We start from the raw sequence: 17,248 nt of genomic DNA on the forward strand, positions 1-17,248 counted from the left end.
TTATTCAATAGGCAATTTTCAGATAATTATTGAAATTTCTGTCAATTTATGATATAATCAATCGGACTAAATACGAGGTGGCTTATGGCACATTTATTAGAAAAAACAAGAAAAATTACATCTATTTTGAAGCGCTCTGAAGAGCAACTTCAAGAAGAGTTGCCATACAATGACATTACAAGACAGTTGGCAGAAATTATGGACTGTAATGCTTGTATTGTTAATAGCAAGGGACGTTTGTTGGGTTACTTTATGCGGTACAAAACAAACAATGACCGTGTAGAGGCCTTCTACCAAACTAAAATGTTCCCAGATGATTATATTCGTTCTGCTAATTTAATTTACGATACAGAGGCTAATTTGCCAATCGAGCATGAATTATCAATCTTTCCGGTTGAGACACAGTCGGATTTTCCGGATGGTTTGACAACTATTGCACCTATTCATGTTTCAGGAATTCGTTTGGGATCTTTGATTATTTGGCGAAATGACAAAAAATTTGATAATGATGATTTGGTCTTAGTCGAAATTTCAAGTACCGTTGTGGGCATTCAGTTATTGAATTTCCAAAGAGAAGAAGATGAAAAAAATATCCGTCGTCGTACAGCAGTGACAATGGCAGTAAATACTTTGTCTTATTCAGAATTACGGGCTGTTTCAGCTATCCTAGGAGAGCTAAATGGGAATGAAGGGCATTTGACAGCTTCAGTCATTGCTGACCGTATTGGAATTACGCGTTCGGTGATTGTCAATGCCTTGCGTAAGTTAGAGAGTGCTGGGATCATTGAGAGTCGTTCTTTGGGAATGAAAGGGACCTATCTGAAAGTGTTGATTCCAGATGTTTTTGAGGAAATTAAAAAGAGGGACTACTGATGGCAAAAGCGCTAATTTCCATTGATTATACAGTTGATTTTGTAGCAGATGAGGGTAAATTAACTGCAGGAGCTCCTGCTCAGGCAATTTCTGAAGCCATTGCCCAAGTAACTGAAGAAGCCTTTGAGCGTGGGGATTATATCTTTTTTACTATTGATGCCCACGATGAGAACGATGCCTTTCATCCTGAAAGCAAGCTTTTCCCTCCCCACAATATCAAGGGAACTAGTGGTCGAAACTTATATGGACCTTTGGCAGATTTCTATGAAAAACATAAAGGAGATTCTAGGGTCTTTTGGATGGATAAGCGCCACTATTCTGCTTTTTCTGGGACGGATTTAGATATTCGCCTGAGAGAAAGACATATAGATACGGTCATTTTGACAGGAGTCTTGACGGATATTTGCGTTATGCATACGGCAATTGATGCCTACAATTTAGGCTACCATATCGAAGTGGTGGAACCTGCTGTTGCTTCGATTTCAGAGGAAAATCACAAATTTGCCCTCAATCACTTGCAAAATGTACTAGGTTCGACTATAATAGAAACAATTTAAAAGTAAAAGAGAAACAGAGTAGGTTTGCTAACTTGCACAGAGAGCGCTGGAAGCTGAGAGCAGCGCCAAGAAAGCAAAATTCGAAGAACATGTTTCATAATCTTTTGCGTGATAAAGCGCAAACGTTGCTCACGTTACGAGCTTAGAGGCTACCTTTTTTGGTGGCAAATAACAGTGGTACCACGGTTTTCGTCTGTTTTGCAGAGGAAGCTGTGGTTTTTTCTATATCTCTAAGATTTCATTCAAAATAGACAACGAAGTTCTATCCAAGGCTTTTTGATCAACCATCAGGGAAATTGATAATTGGATTTCTATAATAGCTTTGTGTACTACGGTATAGGCAATCCAGAATATAGAAAAAGAAATTTTTACGAAATGAGAGTATAAAGAAAGAGGAAGAGATGAAAGAAATTTTTATCGGAAACTATGGTTTAGAGCAGGTCGGACAGACTATGACAGCACAAGGCTGGGTGGCTAATATCCGCAATCACGGTAAGCTGGCCTTTATTGAGTTGCGGGACCGTGAGGGCTTGCTTCAGGTTTTTGTTAGCGGTGAAATTGAAGATTTTGCTAAGTTGGAAGAAATCGGCAAGGAAGATCTTATTGCAGTGACTGGACAAGTAGTTCAGCGTGAAGAGCGTTTTGTTAATAAGGCCATTAAGTCTGGTCAGGTTGAGCTGAGAGCTGAGAAAATTGAAGTCATTTCTAGTAGCAAGGCCCTGCCTTTTGAGCTAGACCAACATGCCCATACAGGGGAAGACCTGCGTCAGAAATACCGCTACCTGGACTTGCGCCGTGAGAAGATGACACATAACCTTAAACTTCGTCATCAGGTCACATCAACTATTCGGGAATATTTGAATGGTTTGGACTTTTTGGAAGTGGAGACGCCTTATCTGACTAAGTCAACTCCTGAAGGTGCTAGAGACTTCTTGGTTCCTAGTCGGATCTTTAAAAATCAATTTTACGCCTTGCCACAGAGCCCGCAGATGCTCAAGCAGTTGCTTATGGGAGCTGGCCTCGAGCGATATTATCAGATTGTTCGTTGCTTCCGTGACGAAGACCTGCGGGGGGACCGGCAACCAGAGTTTACTCAGGTGGATTTGGAGTTGAGTTTTGCAAGCGAAGAAGAAATCCGAGCTCTGGTTGAAGCTATGCTCAAGGCTGTTGTCAAGAAAACTCATGGTTTAGAGCTGACGGAAGCTTTTCCGACGATCAGCTATGAAGAAGCAATGAGCCGCTTTGGTTCTGATAAGCCGGATACACGCTTTGGTTTAGAGCTAAAGAATTTGACGGATTTATGCCAGTCCAATGAATCGCTTCTTATCAAGAAAGCCTTGGATAACCAAGAGGAAGTGATGGGAATCTGTGTGCCAGATGCGGCTAGTGCTTTTAGCAAAAAGCAACTAAGTCACTACTATCAGGAAATGAAGGAATTTGGTTGTAGCCGTTTTGCCAGCCTCAAGGTTGAAAATGGCCAGTTAGTTGGGGATTTGGCTAGCACCTTTGAAGTTGAAAGTCAGGAGTTACTGACACGTTTTGAGGCCAAGGATGGAGATCTCATCCTGCTAGTCATGGCTAAGAAGCGTCGGGCTCAGGAAGCTTTGGGACATCTGCGTATAGAAGTCGCGAAAGCTTTAGACTTGATTGATCCGAGTCTGCTTCATTTCCTCTGGGTTGTGGATTGGCCGCTGCTGGAGTGGAATGAAGACCAAAACCGCTATCAAGCTATGCACCATCCTTTCACACAGGGAATTTTTGAAGATGGACAGGAGCCAGGTCAATTCCGTAGCCACGCCTATGACATCGTCTTGAATGGCTATGAAATTGGCGGAGGAAGTCTGCGGATTCATGACCGGAAGGCTCAGGAAGCTATGTTTGAGCTATTAGGCATGAGCCGAGAAGACTATGAGCGGGACTTTGGTTTCTTCTTGGAAGCCTTGGAATACGGATTCCCGCCACATGGTGGTTTAGCTCTAGGATTGGATCGTTTAGTTATGATCTTGGCTGGAGAGCAAAATATCCGCCAGGTCATCGCCTTTCCCAAAAATGGTACAGGCTTTGATCCTATGCTGGAAAGTCCGAGTCTGGTTGACTACAGACAGGTCAAAGAATTGCATTTGGAATTGAAGAAATAGAGCCAAATATGGTAAAATGAAATGATGCGAATTCCTGACAGATAGCAGGAATAAGCCCAAGAAAGGAGTTAGTGGATGCTAAACAAATCGGTGTCCTCTAGCTTATCAAAACAAACGTGAGCTAAGCTCTGGAAATAAAGAACTCATCTCAAATTCTTATTTTCAGTCGCTAAAACTCACATATTCTACGAAAGGAATCAGAGATGAAGATTACTCAAGAAGAAGTAAGTCATGTAGCTAAGTTGTCAAAACTGGCTTTCTCACCAGAAGAAACAGCTGAGTTTGCAACGACTTTGTCTAAGATTGTCGACATGGTCGAATTGCTCAATGAAGTAGATACAGAAGGAGTGCCTTTTACTTCCAATGTAGCTGCCAATATCAACTACATGCGAGAAGATGTGGCTCAGCCAGGCTGGAATCGGGAAGAGCTTTTCCAAAATGTGCCTGAAAAAGAGCGGGGGTACATCAAAGTGCCTGCCATCCTAGATGACGGAGGAGATGCCTAATGACTTTTAATCACAAGACTATTGAAGAGTTGCATGATTTGCTGGTCAAGAAAGAAATTTCTGCGGTAGAGTTAACTCAGGCAACTTTGGCGGATATCAAAGAACGTGAAGGAGCTGTAGACAGCTTCATTACTGTCAGCGAAGAGGAGGCTTTGGCTCAGGCTGCGGCTCTAGATGCCAAGGGCATTGATGCTGACAATCTCATGAGCGGAATTCCGCTGGCGGTTAAGGACAATATCTCAACCAAGGGAATTTTGACAACAGCTGCATCAAAAATGCTCTACAACTACAAGCCAATTTTCGATGCGACCAGTGTAGAGAAGCTCTATGGTAAGGATATGATTATCGTTGGGAAGACAAACATGGACGAGTTTGCCATGGGTGGTTCTAGCGAAAACTCCTACTTTAAGACGACTAAGAATGCTTGGGACAGCAGCAAGGTTCCTGGTGGATCATCTGGTGGTTCAGCGACAGCTGTTGCCTCTGGTCAGGTCCGTCTATCACTGGGTTCTGATACTGGTGGTTCTATTCGCCAGCCTGCTTCCTTTAACGGTGTAGTCGGCCTCAAGCCAACTTACGGACGGGTTTCTCGTTTTGGTCTCATTGCTTTTGGTTCTTCTTTAGACCAGATTGGGCCTTTCTCTCAAACGGTTAAGGAAAATGCACAGCTTCTGAATGTTATTTCTGGTAATGATCCTAAGGATTCGACATCATCACAAGAGGCAGTGCCAGACTTTACCAGCAAGATTGGCCAAGACATCAAGGGAATGAAGATTGCCCTGCCTAAGGAATACATGGGTGAGGGAATTGACAGCAAGGTTAAGGAAACGATTTTAGCAGCTGCGAAGCACTTGGAAAGCTTGGGAGCTATCGTTGAAGAAGTTAGCTTGCCTCATAGCAAGTACGGTGTGGCTGTTTACTATATCATTGCTTCCTCTGAAGCCAGCTCTAACCTGCAACGTTTTGACGGTATTCGCTATGGCTACCGCGCGGAAGACATTGAAAATCTAGAAGATGTCTATGTCAAATCTCGCAGCGAAGGCTTTGGTGAAGAAGTGAAACGTCGGATTATGCTGGGTACTTTCAGTTTGTCATCTGGTTACTACGATGCCTACTTCAAGAAAGCTGGTCAGGTTCGGACCTTGATTATGCAGGATTTTGCCAAGGTTTTTGAAAAATATGATTTGATCTTAGGTCCAACTGCACCAACAGTAGCATATGACTTAGGCAGTCAAAACCAAGATCCAGTGGCTATGTATCTGGCTGACCTTTTGACCATTCCAGTCAATCTGGCTGGCCTACCGGGTATTTCAATCCCAGCTGGCTTTGCAGATGGTCTTCCTGTCGGCTTGCAGTTGATTGGTAACCACTTCGATGAAGCGACTATCTATCAAGCAGCCGCAGCATTTGAAGCGACGACTGACTACCACAAACAGCAGCCAGTTATCTTTGGAGGTGAAAAATAATGAACTTTGAAACAGTTATCGGACTGGAAGTCCATGTTGAATTGAAGACCAATTCAAAAATTTTCTCACCAGCTCCAGCTCACTTCGGTGAAGATCCCAATGCCAACACCAATATCATTGACTGGTCTTTCCCAGGTGTCCTGCCTGTTATGAACAAGGGGGTCATTGACTATGGTATCAAGGCTGCTCTGGCCTTGAACATGGATATTCACCAGAAGATGCACTTTGACCGCAAGAATTATTTCTATCCGGACAATCCAAAAGCTTATCAAATTTCTCAGTTTGATGAGCCGATTGGCTACAATGGCTGGATTGAGATTGAACTAGAAGATGGCACGACCAAGAAAATCCGTATCGAGCGGGCCCACTTGGAAGAAGATGCCGGGAAGAATACCCACGGCAGCGATGGCTACTCTTATGTGGACCTCAACCGTCAAGGAGTGCCACTGATTGAGATTGTATCCGAAGCGGATATGCGCAGTCCAGAAGAAGCTTATGCCTATCTGACTGCTCTCAAGGAAATTATCCAGTACACGGGCATTTCTGATGTCAAGATGGAAGAGGGCTCCATGCGTGTTGACGCCAATATTTCTATCCGTCCTTACGGCCAAGAAGAGTTTGGTACCAAGACTGAGCTGAAAAACCTTAACTCCTTCAACTTTGTCCGCAAGGGTCTAGCATTTGAGGAAAAACGCCAGGCTGAAATCCTACGCAGCGGTGGCCAAATTCGTCAGGAAACCCGTCGTTATGACGAAGCAACTGGCGAAACTCTGCTCATGCGGGTCAAGGAAGGTTCAGCGGACTACCGTTACTTCCCAGAGCCTGATCTGCCTATCTTTGAGATTGAAGATGCTTGGATTGAGCAAGTGCGCAGCAGTCTGCCAGCCTTTCCAAAAGAACGCCGGGCTAAGTATGTGGGCGATTATGGCCTGTCTGACTACGATGCCAAGCAGTTGACAGCGACCAAGGCTGTGTCAGACTTCTTTGAAGCAGCTGTTGCGGCAGGCGGTGACGCCAAGGCTGTTTCTAACTGGCTCCAAGGAGATGTGGCTCAATACCTCAATGCCGAAGGCAAGACCATATCTGAAATTGAGCTGACGCCTGAAAACCTGACTGAGATGATTGCCCTGATTGCAGACGGAACGATTTCTTCTAAGATTGCTAAGAAGGTCTTTGTTCATCTAGCTAAAAACGGTGGCTCTGCAAAAGAGTATGTGCAAAAAGCAGGACTGATCCAAATCTCAGACCCTGCCCAGCTTCTTCCAATAATCCAAGAAGTATTTGCAAACAACGAAAAAGCTATCAATGACTATAAGGGCGGCAACAAGAATGCGGCCAAGTCCCTGATTGGTCAGCTTATGAAGGCTACCAAGGGTCAAGCCAACCCACAAGTAGCACAAAAACTGCTCAATGAAGAGTTGGAGAAATTATAGAAATAAGTGAAAACCAGTCGTTAGGCTGGTTTTTGTTGTGGAAAATAAAATATGCTAAAATATAAAAAAAGCATAGGAGCGATACAGATGAAACATCTCTCGAAACTGATTGTTCTGCTACTGGGTGGACTGTTAATAATGGTGAGTTTAGGAGCATGTGGAGAGAAAATACCAGAAAATCGTACAAAAGAACAGTACGAGTTGGAGAAGGAGTTTCAGCCACTGTTTGATTTTTTAGCGGAAGAAAAGAAAGATTTGTCAAATGTGAAATTATTTAGTAGTAAAATTTTTATGATGGATGAAAGTACTGGTAATAAAATATCAAGGAGTGTTTATTTACAACCTGATAATACGGGAGAGTACATAATTGAGCAAGAAGGACAAACTACGGAGTTTCCTGTTCATTACCATAACATGAAATTACAATATGATAAGGAGGTGTCTCAAGAGTATGATTTAGATGTTTTAAATCTGAAATTAGAACCTCAATTTTTTAAAAAGCTATCTGTTTTTGATGATATGGCCAAACATCCTGGTACAGGAATGAAAAGGATTGATTATGATATTGTAGATACTAGTAAATACTTTAATAATTTAAAAGAAAAGTATGGTTTTAAAAAAGATTGTTCAACTAATGTGGATGTGATGATTAATAGCAAAGGCCATTTTGAGCTGATATTAGAATTCTCTGACAAAGGACGATTACTTGTCATTACGAATTCAATCATGGTAGATCTGGAGTGATAAATGCTTAAACAGATGAATTAAATAAAGTGGACAATGCGAGAAAGTCATTTATTAAACAGAGATATTGAAGGACCTCCGCAAGTAGCACAAAAGCTGCTCAATGAAGAGTTGGAAAAACTATAGAAATAAGTAGAAAACCAGTCGTGAGGCTGGTTTTTTGCTTTTTCTTGAAATATCCGATATGATAGAATAGATAAAAATTAAAGGAGTTAGTTATGTCGGAAATTACAATTACGCGTGATACGGGTATGGTTGGTGTTGCTCAAAAAGTAGCGGTATATCTTAATGGTGAACTTGTACATAAACTTTCAAATAATGAAAGCAAAACTCTGTCATTTGAGGGAGACAGTATTGAGCTACAGGTTGGACAAAGTTTTATGAAGTCTCATAAAATTCAAGTAGAAAATGGCCAAAAGGTACTTGTTAAAGCTTCTGGAATTCGTGTTATGCTTGGAATTCTTGGGACTATCTTAGGCTTACCTTATTTACTTCTTGAAATAGAGGGTTAATATTTCCAAATTGCAGCAGGAGCGGAATTTAACAGTTTCTAAATCATAGAAAAAATCAGTCAAAAGTGACTGATTTTTTGTCTCTACTATGGTTATAACAAATAAAGTGATTTGATTAGAAGTATCAAATTTTTAAAATTAAAACTTTTTTCTGAGATTGTGTTAATCATTTGACAAGAAAAATGAAAAGGCTTACAATTTAGCTAATAATTTATAAAGCGAGGTATGTTTATGGTAAAAATGAAAGCTGCTCGTTGGTATGGCGCTAAAGATGTTCGCATTGAAGAGGTGGATGTACCGGAAGTCAAACCTCATCAGGTCAAGATTGCGGTCAAGTTTACAGGAATCTGTGGTACTGACTTGCATGAATACTTGGATGGACCAATTTTTATTCCGACAGAAACAGAGCATGTCTACTCTGGCCAGAAAGCGCCTGTAACCTTGGGACATGAGTTTGCTGGGGAAATTGTTGAGGTTGGAAGTGACGTAACACGGGTCAAAGTTGGCGATCGGGTAACAGTTGAACCTATTTTAGCTAAGCATAATCTTGTCGGTGATTACAATCTGGACCCCAATCTAAACTTTGTCGGTTTGGCGGCTGATGGTGGTTTTGCCAAATATTGTGTTTTGGATGGAGACATTGTTCACAAAGTTCCAGATAGTCTTAGCTATGAGCAGGCAGCCTTGACAGAGCCTGCTGCTGTGGCAGTTTATGCAGTTCGTCAGTCAGCTCTTAAGACGGGCGATACAGCGGTTGTATTTGGTTTGGGACCAATCGGGCTCTTGATTGTAGAGGCTTTGCGGGCGGCCGGTGCCTCTAAGATTTATGGTGTCGAGTTATCTCCAGAGCGCCAAGCAAAAGCAGAGGAGCTTGGGGCAATTATTGTGCGACCAGAAGAAGGCGAAGACGTGGTAGCTGCTATCCAGCGTTTAACGGGTGGTGGAGCAGATGTGTCTTATGAAGTAACTGGGGTGCCAGTTGTGCTGGGACAAGCTTTGGCTGCTGTCCACAAGGCTGGAGAATGTATGGTTGTTTCTATTTGGGAGCGAGAAGCCAGCATTAATCCAAATGAATTTGCCATCCAAGAAAAATCACTCAAGGGTATCATCGCCTATCGGCATATTTTCCCTAAAGTGCTGGAGCTGATGGAGCAGGGCTACTTCTCTGCAGATAAGCTTGTGACCAAGAAGATTAAGCTGGAGGATATTGTGCAAGAAGGCTTTATCGAGCTGACTCAGGATAAGGCTCAGATTAAAATTTTGGTGTCCCCTGAATAAATTTTTGCTCAACTATGATATGAAAATCAGTCAAAATTGGCTGATTTTTCTTTATGGTTTATGCTATAATAAACGAAGTAATAGGAGAGAGATTTAGGATGTCTAAGACAGTAAGAGGGACCATTTATACATTAGTGGCTGGGACAGCTTGGGGGCTGTCTGGAACAAGTGGTCAATATTTAATGGTGCACGGATTTTCTGCTATGAGTTTGACCAACTTTCGCTTATTAGTGGCGGGTCTAGCTCTGATGGCGATGGCTTATTTTGCTGATCCCAAGTCATTTGGTCAGATCTGGAAGGATAAGCAATCACTTGTCATGATCTTTGTTTTTGCTTTGTTTGGTCTTTTTCTTAATCAATACGCCTATTTGGAGGCTATTCATGAGACAAATGCAGGAACAGCAACTGTACTACAGTATTTATGTCCGGTGGGAATTTTAGCCTACACCTGTATCAAAGACAAGGTCGCCCCAACAGTTTCTGAAGTATGCTCCATGTTTTTAGCGATTGGGGGGACTTTCTTGATTGCCACTCATGGTCAGCTCAATCAGCTTTCTATGACACCAAAAGGTTTGCTTATTGGTCTCTTTTCGGCCTTTACTTATTCGCTCTATATCCTTTTGCCTATTGATTTGATTAAAAAATGGGGCAGTATGTTGGTCATTGGAATTGGCATGACCATGGCAGGTCTTTTGTTATTCCCTTTCAGTGGGCTCATTCAGCATCAATGGCAGTTTCGCCTGGACATTCTCTTTGCCCTGCTCGGTATTATCGTGATTGGAACGATTTTTGCCTACACTGCCTTTTTGAAAGGGACGAGTTTGGTAGGGCCGGTAAAATCAAGCTTACTGGCTTCAATTGAGCCAATTTCTGCTGTTTTCTTTGCCTTTCTAATTATGCAAGAACATTTTTATGCCTTGGATTTTCTGGGAATGGGGATGATTCTAGCTGCCGTTATGTTGATTTCCTTAAAAGATTTATTTATTCAAAGGAAAAAAGGAATTTTATAAAGATACAAAAAAGACGGAGACATTTGCCTCGGTCTTTTAGTTTTCTGATTTTAATTTGTTTATTTGGGGACCATTTGCCAGAAGAGATCAATAATATAAGTCAAACCATAGGTGTAAACAACTAGTGTGAAGGGTTTGCACAGAATGATAATAATCATATAGCGCTTGAAAGTCATCTTGGTCAGGGCAGCCAGCATACAAAGAAAATCTGCAGGGCTGATTGGCCAAATCATCATAAAGATGAAAAAACGATCAAAACGATTGCCTTCATCAAGCCAGCCGATGTATTTATCGTAAGTTCGCTTGCTGACAACGGATTGAACAAAGGCTGGGCCATAGATTCGAACCAGGTAGAAGATGATGGCGCAACCAATGACGATACCGATGTAGTTATAGATCGTTCCTACGATGTGTCCATAGATAAAGACACCAGCGACTGAGGTTAAAGCTCCAGGAATAATTGGGACCACAGTTTGCAGAATTTGTAAAAAAATAAAGAGTGGGGGTCCCCATATGCCTGCTTGTTGGATGAAAGCAGAGAGTGTTTCTTTTGATTGTAAAACTCCGGCTTGATAAGCCCAGATACAAAAGGCGATAGTCCCAACAGCTCCAATAATAGAAGACCAATTAATAACTTTTTGTAAAAAAGGGGACACAGCCTGTAATTGTCGATTTCTTTCTGACATACTCTCCTCCAATGAAATAAACTAATTCTACTATAGCATGTTTTACGTTTTTTGTAAGCTTTGGGCTGTGAGCGCCCAAAATTCTAAAAGATGATAAAATTATATAAGCAATTGACAATAATCTATAATTGTGCAAAAATTGGAAAGATTACATATATCTAGGTTGAAATTTCAGTATGTCAGGAGGTTCTCTAGTGGAAGAATATTTAAACTTATATCATCAAAAATTGTGGGAGATTGCATATGAGAATCTTATAAGAACATTTTTCTATCCAACTACAATCTTGTTGTTCGTATTATTTTTAATTTTTTGGTGCATCTTTTTTAGAAAAAAATGGATTATTCTATTCATATCAAGTTATTTCTTTTTGTTTCTCTTTGCTATAGCTGCTGAATATGTGAATAGCTATGATAAAATTATGAATCCAGCTTCACCATACAACATTTCTATACGTCTTGGTTCATTAAAATATGAAACCGTTCTTCCGATACTTGAGCATGTAGATGAGATTCGCCTAGCTAGTGTTGATGGAGAGCTTAAGAGAGAAGATATTATATTATTTGCGGTATCTAACCCCACTTATTATGATGGTCTGTTTGCAGATGTGGCAAACTCTTTGGCGGGTAGTCAGACAATAGGAACAGATTTTCTAGTTGCTTTAGTAGGCTACGAGGAGAAAAATGGTGAATGGCAATCTGTTGACATTCGCATTGCTCCAGGTGTTGAGGAGAAGGATTTTAAGAAATTTTCTAAGGTTCTTCACATAAAAAAAGATGAAGCAGAGGGTGCTACTGATATTATTCTCAATCTTCAGGAATTATATGAAAAAAAGTTACAGAAAGAAAAAGATGGTCATTGATCTAGCTTGTAAGTAAGATCCTCTTTCCTATATTAAAAATTTAGCTTCCCGTTTGGGGAGCTGTTTTCATTTGCTTGGAAAATAGAAAAGTGAACATCACCTAGCCACTCTAGAAGAAAGAGGACCATGAGTGCCAAAAAGCCTATTTTATGCTATAATAATGAGAATACGAATTTTTGGAGAGAGATGTGGCGATTGAAGATTATATGCCGGATTTTGCGGTCGAGGCAGTTTACGATTTGACAGTAGAGAGTTTGAAAAGGCAGGGCATCAAAGCGGTTTTGGTGGATTTGGATAACACCTTGATTGCTTGGAATAATCCTGATGGGACTCCGGAGATGAAGAAGTGGCTCCATGATTTGCGGGATGCGGGCATTCGGATTATCGTGGTGTCCAATAATAACCAAAAACGGGTCAAGCGGGCAGTTGAAAAGTTTGATATTGACTACGTCTACTGGGCAATGAAGCCTTTCACCTGGGGAATTGACCGGGCGCTCAAGCTTTTTCATTTTGAAAAAAAGGAAGTGGTCATGGTGGGCGACCAGCTCATGACGGATATTCGGGCAGCACATCGGGCCGGGATTCGTTCGATTTTGGTCAAACCGCTGGTCGAGCATGACTCTATCAAGACCCAGATCAATCGAGCGCGTGAACGCCGTGTGCTTAAGAAAATCACTGAAAAATACGGCCCTATTCAATACAAAAAAGGAATTTAAGCATGGAAGAACTTCTCTGTATCGGCTGTGGAGCCACTATTCAGACAGAAGATAAGGGCAAGCTAGGCTACACGCCTCAGTCAGCTCTAGAAAAAGGCTTGGAGACAGGCGAACTCTATTGCCAGCGCTGTTTCCGCCTGCGCCATTATAATGAAATCAGTGACGTTCAGCTGACGGATGATGACTTTCTGCGACTTCTTCACGAAGTTGGGGATAGCGATGCCTTGGTCGTCAATGTTGTCGATATTTTTGACTTCAATGGCTCGGTCATCCCTGGTCTGCCTCGTTTTGTCGCAGGAAATGATGTTCTCTTAGTCGGGAATAAAAAGGACATTCTGCCTAAGTCGGTCAAGGATGGCAAGGTGACCCAATGGCTAACGGAGCGGGCTCACGAAGAAGGTCTGCGTCCAGTTGATGTGGTCCTGACCTCTGCTCAGAACAAGCAGGCGATTAAGGACTTGATTGATAAGATTGAGCACAGTCGTAAAGGGCGTGATGTTTATGTGGTCGGCGTGACCAATGTGGGCAAATCCACTTTGATTAATGCTATTATTCAGGAAATCACAGGCGACAAGGATATTATTACGACTTCTCGCTTCCCAGGTACGACTCTGGATAAAATCGAGATTCCTTTGGCAGATGGCAGTCATATCTATGATACACCGGGTATCATCCATCGTCACCAGATGGCTCACTATCTTTCTGCTAAGAATCTCAAATACGTCAGTCCCAAAAAGGAAATCAAACCCAAAACCTACCAGCTCAATCCAGAGCAAACCCTCTTCTTGGGTGGTTTAGGCCGTTTTGATTTTGTGGCAGGCGATAAGCAGGGCTTCACAGCTTATTTTGACAATGAGCTCAAGCTCCACCGGACTAAGTTGCAAGGCGCTAGCGATTTTTATGACAAGCATGTCGGCAGTCTCTTGGTGCCACCAGTTGGCAAGGAAAAGGAAGAATTTCCAGCCTTGGTCAAGCATGAATTTACTATCAAGGACAAGACAGATATCGTCTTCTCTGGTTTGGGTTGGATTCGCGTCAGTGGTCCTGCTCGAGTAGCCGGCTGGGCGCCAGAGGGTGTGGCGGTTGTCACTCGGAAAGCGATTATATAATACTCAAGAAACAAAGGGGAATAAATCCCCTTAAAACAAGGAAGGAAAAGGCTATGAGCAGTGGGAAGACAAGCAAGTCCTAACTGATTCAAGCCTTATAGAAGAACATGACACTAACATCAAAACAACGCGCCTTTCTCAACAGTCAGGCACATAGTCTCAAACCTATCATTCAGATTGGGAAAAATGGACTCAACGACCAAATCAAAACTAGCGTCCGTCAAGCACTGGATGCTCGAGAACTGATTAAGATCACACTTTTGCAGAATACAGATGAGAATATCCACGAGGTCGCTGAGATTCTGGAAGAGGAAATCGGAGTGGATACGGTGCAGAAGATTGGCCGGATCTTGATTCTCTACAAGCAGTCCAGCAAAAAGGAAAATCGCAAACTCTCTGTTAAAGTGAAACAAATTTAAGGAAAAATTTCTGTGGAGATGTCAGCCTATGGCTATTGAATTACTGACCCCCTTTACCAAGGTGGAATTAGAACCAGAAGTTAAAGATAAAAAACGCAAACAGATTGGCATTTTAGGTGGGAATTTCAACCCTGTCCACAATGCTCATTTGGTCGTGGCGGATCAGGTCCGACAACAGTTAGGCTTGGATCAGGTCCTGCTCATGCCAGAGTACGAGCCACCCCATGTGGATAAGAAAGAGACCATTGATGAAAAGCATCGGCTGAAAATGCTGGAGCTGGCTATTGAGGGCATTGAAGGCTTAGGGATTGAAACTATTGAGCTGGAGCGCAAGGGAATTTCTTACACCTATGACACCATGAAGCTCTTGACAGAGCAGCACCCAGATACAGACTATTACTTTATCATCGGTGCAGATATGGTGGATTATCTGCCCAAGTGGTGCCGGATTGATGAGCTGGTTGAACTGGTTCAGTTTGTTGGTGTTCAGCGGCCACGCTACAAGGCGGGGACTTCTTACCCCGTTATCTGGGTGGATGTGCCCCTTATGGATATTTCCTCCAGTATGGTGCGGGATTTCCTGTCTCAGGGACGGACTCCTAATTTCCTACTGCCTCAGTCAGTTTTAGACTACATCGAGAAAGAAGGGCTTTACCTATGACCTATGAAAGCTATATCAGTATGAGTCGTGAGGCCTTACTGGCTAAGATGGAAACAGTCATGCCTGAGAAACGCCTGCGTCATTGTCTAGGTGTGGAAAAGGCTGCCCGTGAATTAGCGGAGCGTTTTGGTCTTGATGTCGAAAAAGCAGGTCTGGCAGGTCTCCTACACGACTATGCTAAGAAGGTATCGGACGAGGATTTTCTGGCCTTGATTGACAAATACCGGCTGGATCCGGACTTGAAAAACTGGGGCAATAATGTCTGGCATGGTATGGTGGGCATTTACAAGATTCAGGAAGACTTGGGAGTGAAAGATACTGAGATACTGCGGGCCATTGAAATCCATACAGTGGGCAGTGGCACCATGTCTGAGCTGGACAAGGTGGTCTATGTCGCCGACTATATTGAACACAACCGGGACTTTCCAGGAGTGGACAAGGCCAGAGAGCTGGCTAAGCGGTCGCTCAACCAAGCTGTGGCCTATGAAACCGCAAGGACTGTGGAGCATTTGGCTCACAAAGGGATTCCTATCTACCCGCAGACCTTGGAAACCTACAATGCCTTTGTAGGATATTTGAAGGAAATAGAAGAATGAAAACAGCTTTAATCATTATAGATGTACAAAATATCCTAGTGGAGACAGGTTTTCAGTCTGATAAAATGATGGATAAAATTTCCTTTCTGCGGCATCAGGCTAGGAGTAAAGGTGTCGAAATTATCTATATTCAGCATATTGAAAATCCAGAAGATAGTGCATTGGAAGATTGGCAGTTGTCTCCTCTCTTGAATCGAAAGTCAGATGAAAAGGTCTTTCAGAAGAAATATAATAGCATATTTAAAGAGACTGGTTTAAAAGACTACTTGGATAAAGAAGATATTGGCCGTCTAGTTTTATGTGGAATGCAAACGGAATATTGTGTAGATGCATCAGTTAAAGTTGGATTTGAATTTGATTATAAACTTGTCATTCCAGAAGGTGCTTTTACAACTTTTGATGGAGAAGACGCTTCGGCAGAAAAAATAAATACATTTTACCAAAAAATTTGGGATGGACGTTTTGCGGAAGTTCTAGATTACAAAAACATTTTTAATTAAAGAGGAACTATGAAAGAACAAGAATTATTAGAACTGGTCGTGAAGGCGGCCGATGAAAAGCGTGCAGAAGATATTGTGGCTTTGGACTTGCAAGGTCTGACTACTGTGACAGATTACTTTGTCATCGTCAGCTCTATGAACAGTCGTCAGCTGGATGCGGTCGCTGAAAATATCCGTGAGAAAGCTGCTGCGGCGGGTGTTTCTGCTGGTCATGTTGAGGGAGATGCAGCTGGTGGCTGGGTACTCTTAGACTTGGGAGGCATCGTCGTCCATGTCTTTTCTGAGGAAATGCGGGCGCATTACAATCTGGAGAAGTTGTGGCACGAAGCAACTGGTGTGGATGTTGCAGCCTTATTGGAAGAAAAGAATAAGTGATTTTTTGCCCTTGGGCAGAAAGCAGAATTTGGCTCAGTCAGCCTGCTGGCTGGGCTATTTTTGAAAGGAAAAGTATGGCAACTTATGAAACCTTCGCGTCGGTTTACGATGCGATTATGGATGATTCTTTGTATGAGAAGTGGACAGATTTCAGCCTGCGTCATTTTCCCAAGGATAAGAAAAAACTGCTGGAGCTGGCCTGTGGTACGGGTATTCAGTCCATTTATTTTAAGAAGGCTGGTTTTGAGGTGACGGGGCTGGATCTGAGTCATGAAATGTTGGATTTGGCAGAGAAGCGTAGCAGAGAGGCCGGTTTGGACATTCCCTTTATCCAGGGCAATATGCTGGATTTGAGTGGCGTCGGTCAGTTTGATTTGGTGACTTGCTATTCAGACTCGATTTGCTATATGGAGGATGAAGTTGATGTTGGTCAGGCCTTCACTCAAGTTTACCAGCATCTAAATGAGGGTGGTCGCTTTATCTTCGATGTCCACTCGATTTACCAGATTGACGAGGTTTTTCCAGGCTATTCTTATCATGAAAATGCTGAAACCTTTGCTATGGTCTGGGATTCTTATGCGGACGAACCGCCTCATTCCATCGTGCATGAGTTGACCTTCTTTGTCCAAGACGAGGATGGGCGCTTCACGCGCCATGACGAGGTACATGAGGAGCGAACCTATGAGATTCTGACCTATGATATCTTGCTGGAGCAGGCTGGCTTTAAGAATGTCAAGGTTTATGCGGACTTTGAGGACAAGGAGCCAACTGACAAGAGCGCTCGCTGGTTCTTTGTGGCGGAGAAATGA

General features: G+C 42.5%; 20 protein-coding genes. 19 read left to right on the forward strand and 1 reads right to left on the reverse strand.

What is annotated here, in order from left to right:
- The first annotated feature begins 84 nt into the window (after positions 1-84).
- From codY to HMPREF2780_RS04445, 10 genes are all read left to right on the forward strand, one after another.
- Positions 85-873 carry a GTP-sensing pleiotropic transcriptional regulator CodY gene (gene codY, locus HMPREF2780_RS04400; RefSeq protein ID WP_061597255.1) on the forward strand — a complete coding sequence of 263 codons (789 nt, stop codon included), beginning with the start codon at positions 85-87 and terminating at the stop codon, positions 871-873.
- Positions 873-1,430: a cysteine hydrolase family protein gene (locus tag HMPREF2780_RS04405; RefSeq protein ID WP_105026232.1), complete on the forward strand. Its 558-nt coding sequence runs from the start codon at positions 873-875 to the stop codon at positions 1,428-1,430. The genes codY and HMPREF2780_RS04405 overlap by 1 nt, the downstream gene beginning before the upstream one ends.
- Positions 1,431-1,831: 401 nt before the next feature.
- The gene (aspS, locus tag HMPREF2780_RS04410; RefSeq protein ID WP_105026233.1) at positions 1,832-3,568 is read left to right on the forward strand and encodes an aspartate--tRNA ligase; all 1,737 of its coding nucleotides are present in this window, start codon (positions 1,832-1,834) and stop codon (positions 3,566-3,568) included.
- Positions 3,569-3,771: 203 nt separating this feature from the next.
- Positions 3,772-4,074, forward strand: a complete 303-nt coding sequence (gene gatC, locus HMPREF2780_RS04415; RefSeq protein WP_005591696.1) for an Asp-tRNA(Asn)/Glu-tRNA(Gln) amidotransferase subunit GatC — start codon at positions 3,772-3,774, stop codon at positions 4,072-4,074.
- Positions 4,074-5,540 carry an Asp-tRNA(Asn)/Glu-tRNA(Gln) amidotransferase subunit GatA gene (gene gatA, locus HMPREF2780_RS04420; protein ID WP_061596127.1) on the forward strand — a complete coding sequence of 489 codons (1,467 nt, stop codon included), beginning with the start codon at positions 4,074-4,076 and terminating at the stop codon, positions 5,538-5,540. Before gatC ends, gatA begins: the two co-directional genes overlap by 1 nt.
- Positions 5,540-6,973: an Asp-tRNA(Asn)/Glu-tRNA(Gln) amidotransferase subunit GatB gene (gene gatB / locus HMPREF2780_RS04425; RefSeq protein WP_045505680.1), complete on the forward strand. Its 1,434-nt coding sequence runs from the start codon at positions 5,540-5,542 to the stop codon at positions 6,971-6,973. The genes gatA and gatB overlap by 1 nt, the downstream gene beginning before the upstream one ends.
- Before the next feature lie 51 nt (positions 6,974-7,024).
- Positions 7,025-7,717, forward strand: a complete 693-nt coding sequence (locus tag HMPREF2780_RS04430) for a hypothetical protein (RefSeq protein WP_048778235.1) — start codon at positions 7,025-7,027, stop codon at positions 7,715-7,717.
- Positions 7,718-7,935: 218 nt separating this feature from the next.
- On the forward strand, positions 7,936-8,229 hold the full coding sequence (locus HMPREF2780_RS04435) for a hypothetical protein (protein WP_048778237.1): 294 nt from the start codon (positions 7,936-7,938) through the stop codon (positions 8,227-8,229).
- Positions 8,230-8,460: 231 nt separating this feature from the next.
- Complete coding sequence (locus tag HMPREF2780_RS04440) at positions 8,461-9,507, forward strand: 2,3-butanediol dehydrogenase (RefSeq protein WP_061583335.1); 1,047 nt, start codon at positions 8,461-8,463, stop codon at positions 9,505-9,507.
- Between the two features lie 98 nt (positions 9,508-9,605).
- Positions 9,606-10,517, forward strand: coding sequence for a DMT family transporter (locus HMPREF2780_RS04445; protein ID WP_105026234.1), 912 nt, complete (start codon positions 9,606-9,608; stop codon positions 10,515-10,517).
- A gap of 59 nt (positions 10,518-10,576) precedes the next feature.
- On the opposite strand, the gene HMPREF2780_RS04450 is transcribed toward HMPREF2780_RS04445, so the two are convergent.
- The gene (locus HMPREF2780_RS04450) at positions 10,577-11,203 is read right to left on the reverse strand and encodes a TVP38/TMEM64 family protein (protein ID WP_046165068.1); all 627 of its coding nucleotides are present in this window, start codon (positions 11,201-11,203) and stop codon (positions 10,577-10,579) included.
- A 194-nt stretch (positions 11,204-11,397) separates the two neighbouring features.
- Between HMPREF2780_RS04450 and HMPREF2780_RS11755 the strand changes: the two genes are divergently transcribed.
- From HMPREF2780_RS11755 to HMPREF2780_RS04495, 9 genes are all read left to right on the forward strand, one after another.
- Positions 11,398-12,063, forward strand: a complete 666-nt coding sequence (locus HMPREF2780_RS11755) for a hypothetical protein (protein WP_233994377.1) — start codon at positions 11,398-11,400, stop codon at positions 12,061-12,063.
- A gap of 188 nt (positions 12,064-12,251) precedes the next feature.
- Complete coding sequence (locus HMPREF2780_RS04460; protein ID WP_172858948.1) at positions 12,252-12,779, forward strand: YqeG family HAD IIIA-type phosphatase; 528 nt, start codon at positions 12,252-12,254, stop codon at positions 12,777-12,779.
- 2 nt (positions 12,780-12,781) lie between these two features.
- The gene (gene yqeH / locus HMPREF2780_RS04465) at positions 12,782-13,888 is read left to right on the forward strand and encodes a ribosome biogenesis GTPase YqeH (protein WP_105026235.1); all 1,107 of its coding nucleotides are present in this window, start codon (positions 12,782-12,784) and stop codon (positions 13,886-13,888) included.
- Between the two features lie 107 nt (positions 13,889-13,995).
- The gene (gene yhbY, locus HMPREF2780_RS04470) at positions 13,996-14,307 is read left to right on the forward strand and encodes a ribosome assembly RNA-binding protein YhbY (protein ID WP_008808453.1); all 312 of its coding nucleotides are present in this window, start codon (positions 13,996-13,998) and stop codon (positions 14,305-14,307) included.
- A 28-nt stretch (positions 14,308-14,335) separates the two neighbouring features.
- Positions 14,336-14,968 carry a nicotinate-nucleotide adenylyltransferase gene (locus tag HMPREF2780_RS04475; protein WP_061596125.1) on the forward strand — a complete coding sequence of 211 codons (633 nt, stop codon included), beginning with the start codon at positions 14,336-14,338 and terminating at the stop codon, positions 14,966-14,968.
- Positions 14,965-15,564, forward strand: a complete 600-nt coding sequence (gene yqeK, locus HMPREF2780_RS04480) for a bis(5'-nucleosyl)-tetraphosphatase (symmetrical) YqeK (RefSeq protein ID WP_061596124.1) — start codon at positions 14,965-14,967, stop codon at positions 15,562-15,564. Before HMPREF2780_RS04475 ends, yqeK begins: the two co-directional genes overlap by 4 nt.
- Positions 15,561-16,064, forward strand: a complete 504-nt coding sequence (locus HMPREF2780_RS04485; protein ID WP_061596123.1) for a cysteine hydrolase family protein — start codon at positions 15,561-15,563, stop codon at positions 16,062-16,064. Before yqeK ends, HMPREF2780_RS04485 begins: the two co-directional genes overlap by 4 nt.
- A 9-nt stretch (positions 16,065-16,073) precedes the next feature.
- Positions 16,074-16,439: a ribosome silencing factor gene (rsfS, locus tag HMPREF2780_RS04490; protein WP_002915774.1), complete on the forward strand. Its 366-nt coding sequence runs from the start codon at positions 16,074-16,076 to the stop codon at positions 16,437-16,439.
- A 74-nt stretch (positions 16,440-16,513) separates the two neighbouring features.
- A complete protein-coding gene (locus tag HMPREF2780_RS04495) occupies positions 16,514-17,248 on the forward strand; it encodes a class I SAM-dependent DNA methyltransferase (RefSeq protein ID WP_061603676.1) in 735 nt (244 codons plus the stop codon).

This window comes from Streptococcus sp. HMSC062B01, assembly GCF_001811085.1.
GTDB lineage: Bacteria > Bacillota > Bacilli > Lactobacillales > Streptococcaceae > Streptococcus > Streptococcus gordonii.

Excerpts from the sequence above, each read along its gene's own strand:
- codY (WP_061597255.1), top strand. The coding sequence starts at position 85 with ATGGCACATTTATTAGAAAAAACAAGAAAAATTACATCTATTTTGAAG.
- HMPREF2780_RS04405 (WP_105026232.1), top strand. The coding sequence starts at position 873 with ATGGCAAAAGCGCTAATTTCCATTGATTATACAGTTGATTTTGTAGCA.
- aspS (WP_105026233.1), top strand. The coding sequence starts at position 1,832 with ATGAAAGAAATTTTTATCGGAAACTATGGTTTAGAGCAGGTCGGACAG.
- gatC (WP_005591696.1), top strand. The coding sequence starts at position 3,772 with ATGAAGATTACTCAAGAAGAAGTAAGTCATGTAGCTAAGTTGTCAAAA.
- gatA (WP_061596127.1), top strand. The coding sequence starts at position 4,074 with ATGACTTTTAATCACAAGACTATTGAAGAGTTGCATGATTTGCTGGTC.
- gatB (WP_045505680.1), top strand. The coding sequence starts at position 5,540 with ATGAACTTTGAAACAGTTATCGGACTGGAAGTCCATGTTGAATTGAAG.
- HMPREF2780_RS04430 (WP_048778235.1), top strand. The coding sequence starts at position 7,025 with ATGCTAAAATATAAAAAAAGCATAGGAGCGATACAGATGAAACATCTC.
- HMPREF2780_RS04435 (WP_048778237.1), top strand. The coding sequence starts at position 7,936 with ATGTCGGAAATTACAATTACGCGTGATACGGGTATGGTTGGTGTTGCT.
- HMPREF2780_RS04440 (WP_061583335.1), top strand. The coding sequence starts at position 8,461 with ATGGTAAAAATGAAAGCTGCTCGTTGGTATGGCGCTAAAGATGTTCGC.
- HMPREF2780_RS04445 (WP_105026234.1), top strand. The coding sequence starts at position 9,606 with ATGTCTAAGACAGTAAGAGGGACCATTTATACATTAGTGGCTGGGACA.
- HMPREF2780_RS04450 (WP_046165068.1), bottom strand. The coding sequence starts at position 11,203 with ATGTCAGAAAGAAATCGACAATTACAGGCTGTGTCCCCTTTTTTACAA.
- yqeH (WP_105026235.1), top strand. The coding sequence starts at position 12,782 with ATGGAAGAACTTCTCTGTATCGGCTGTGGAGCCACTATTCAGACAGAA.
- yhbY (WP_008808453.1), top strand. The coding sequence starts at position 13,996 with ATGACACTAACATCAAAACAACGCGCCTTTCTCAACAGTCAGGCACAT.
- HMPREF2780_RS04475 (WP_061596125.1), top strand. The coding sequence starts at position 14,336 with ATGGCTATTGAATTACTGACCCCCTTTACCAAGGTGGAATTAGAACCA.
- yqeK (WP_061596124.1), top strand. The coding sequence starts at position 14,965 with ATGACCTATGAAAGCTATATCAGTATGAGTCGTGAGGCCTTACTGGCT.
- HMPREF2780_RS04485 (WP_061596123.1), top strand. The coding sequence starts at position 15,561 with ATGAAAACAGCTTTAATCATTATAGATGTACAAAATATCCTAGTGGAG.
- rsfS (WP_002915774.1), top strand. The coding sequence starts at position 16,074 with ATGAAAGAACAAGAATTATTAGAACTGGTCGTGAAGGCGGCCGATGAA.
- HMPREF2780_RS04495 (WP_061603676.1), top strand. The coding sequence starts at position 16,514 with ATGGCAACTTATGAAACCTTCGCGTCGGTTTACGATGCGATTATGGAT.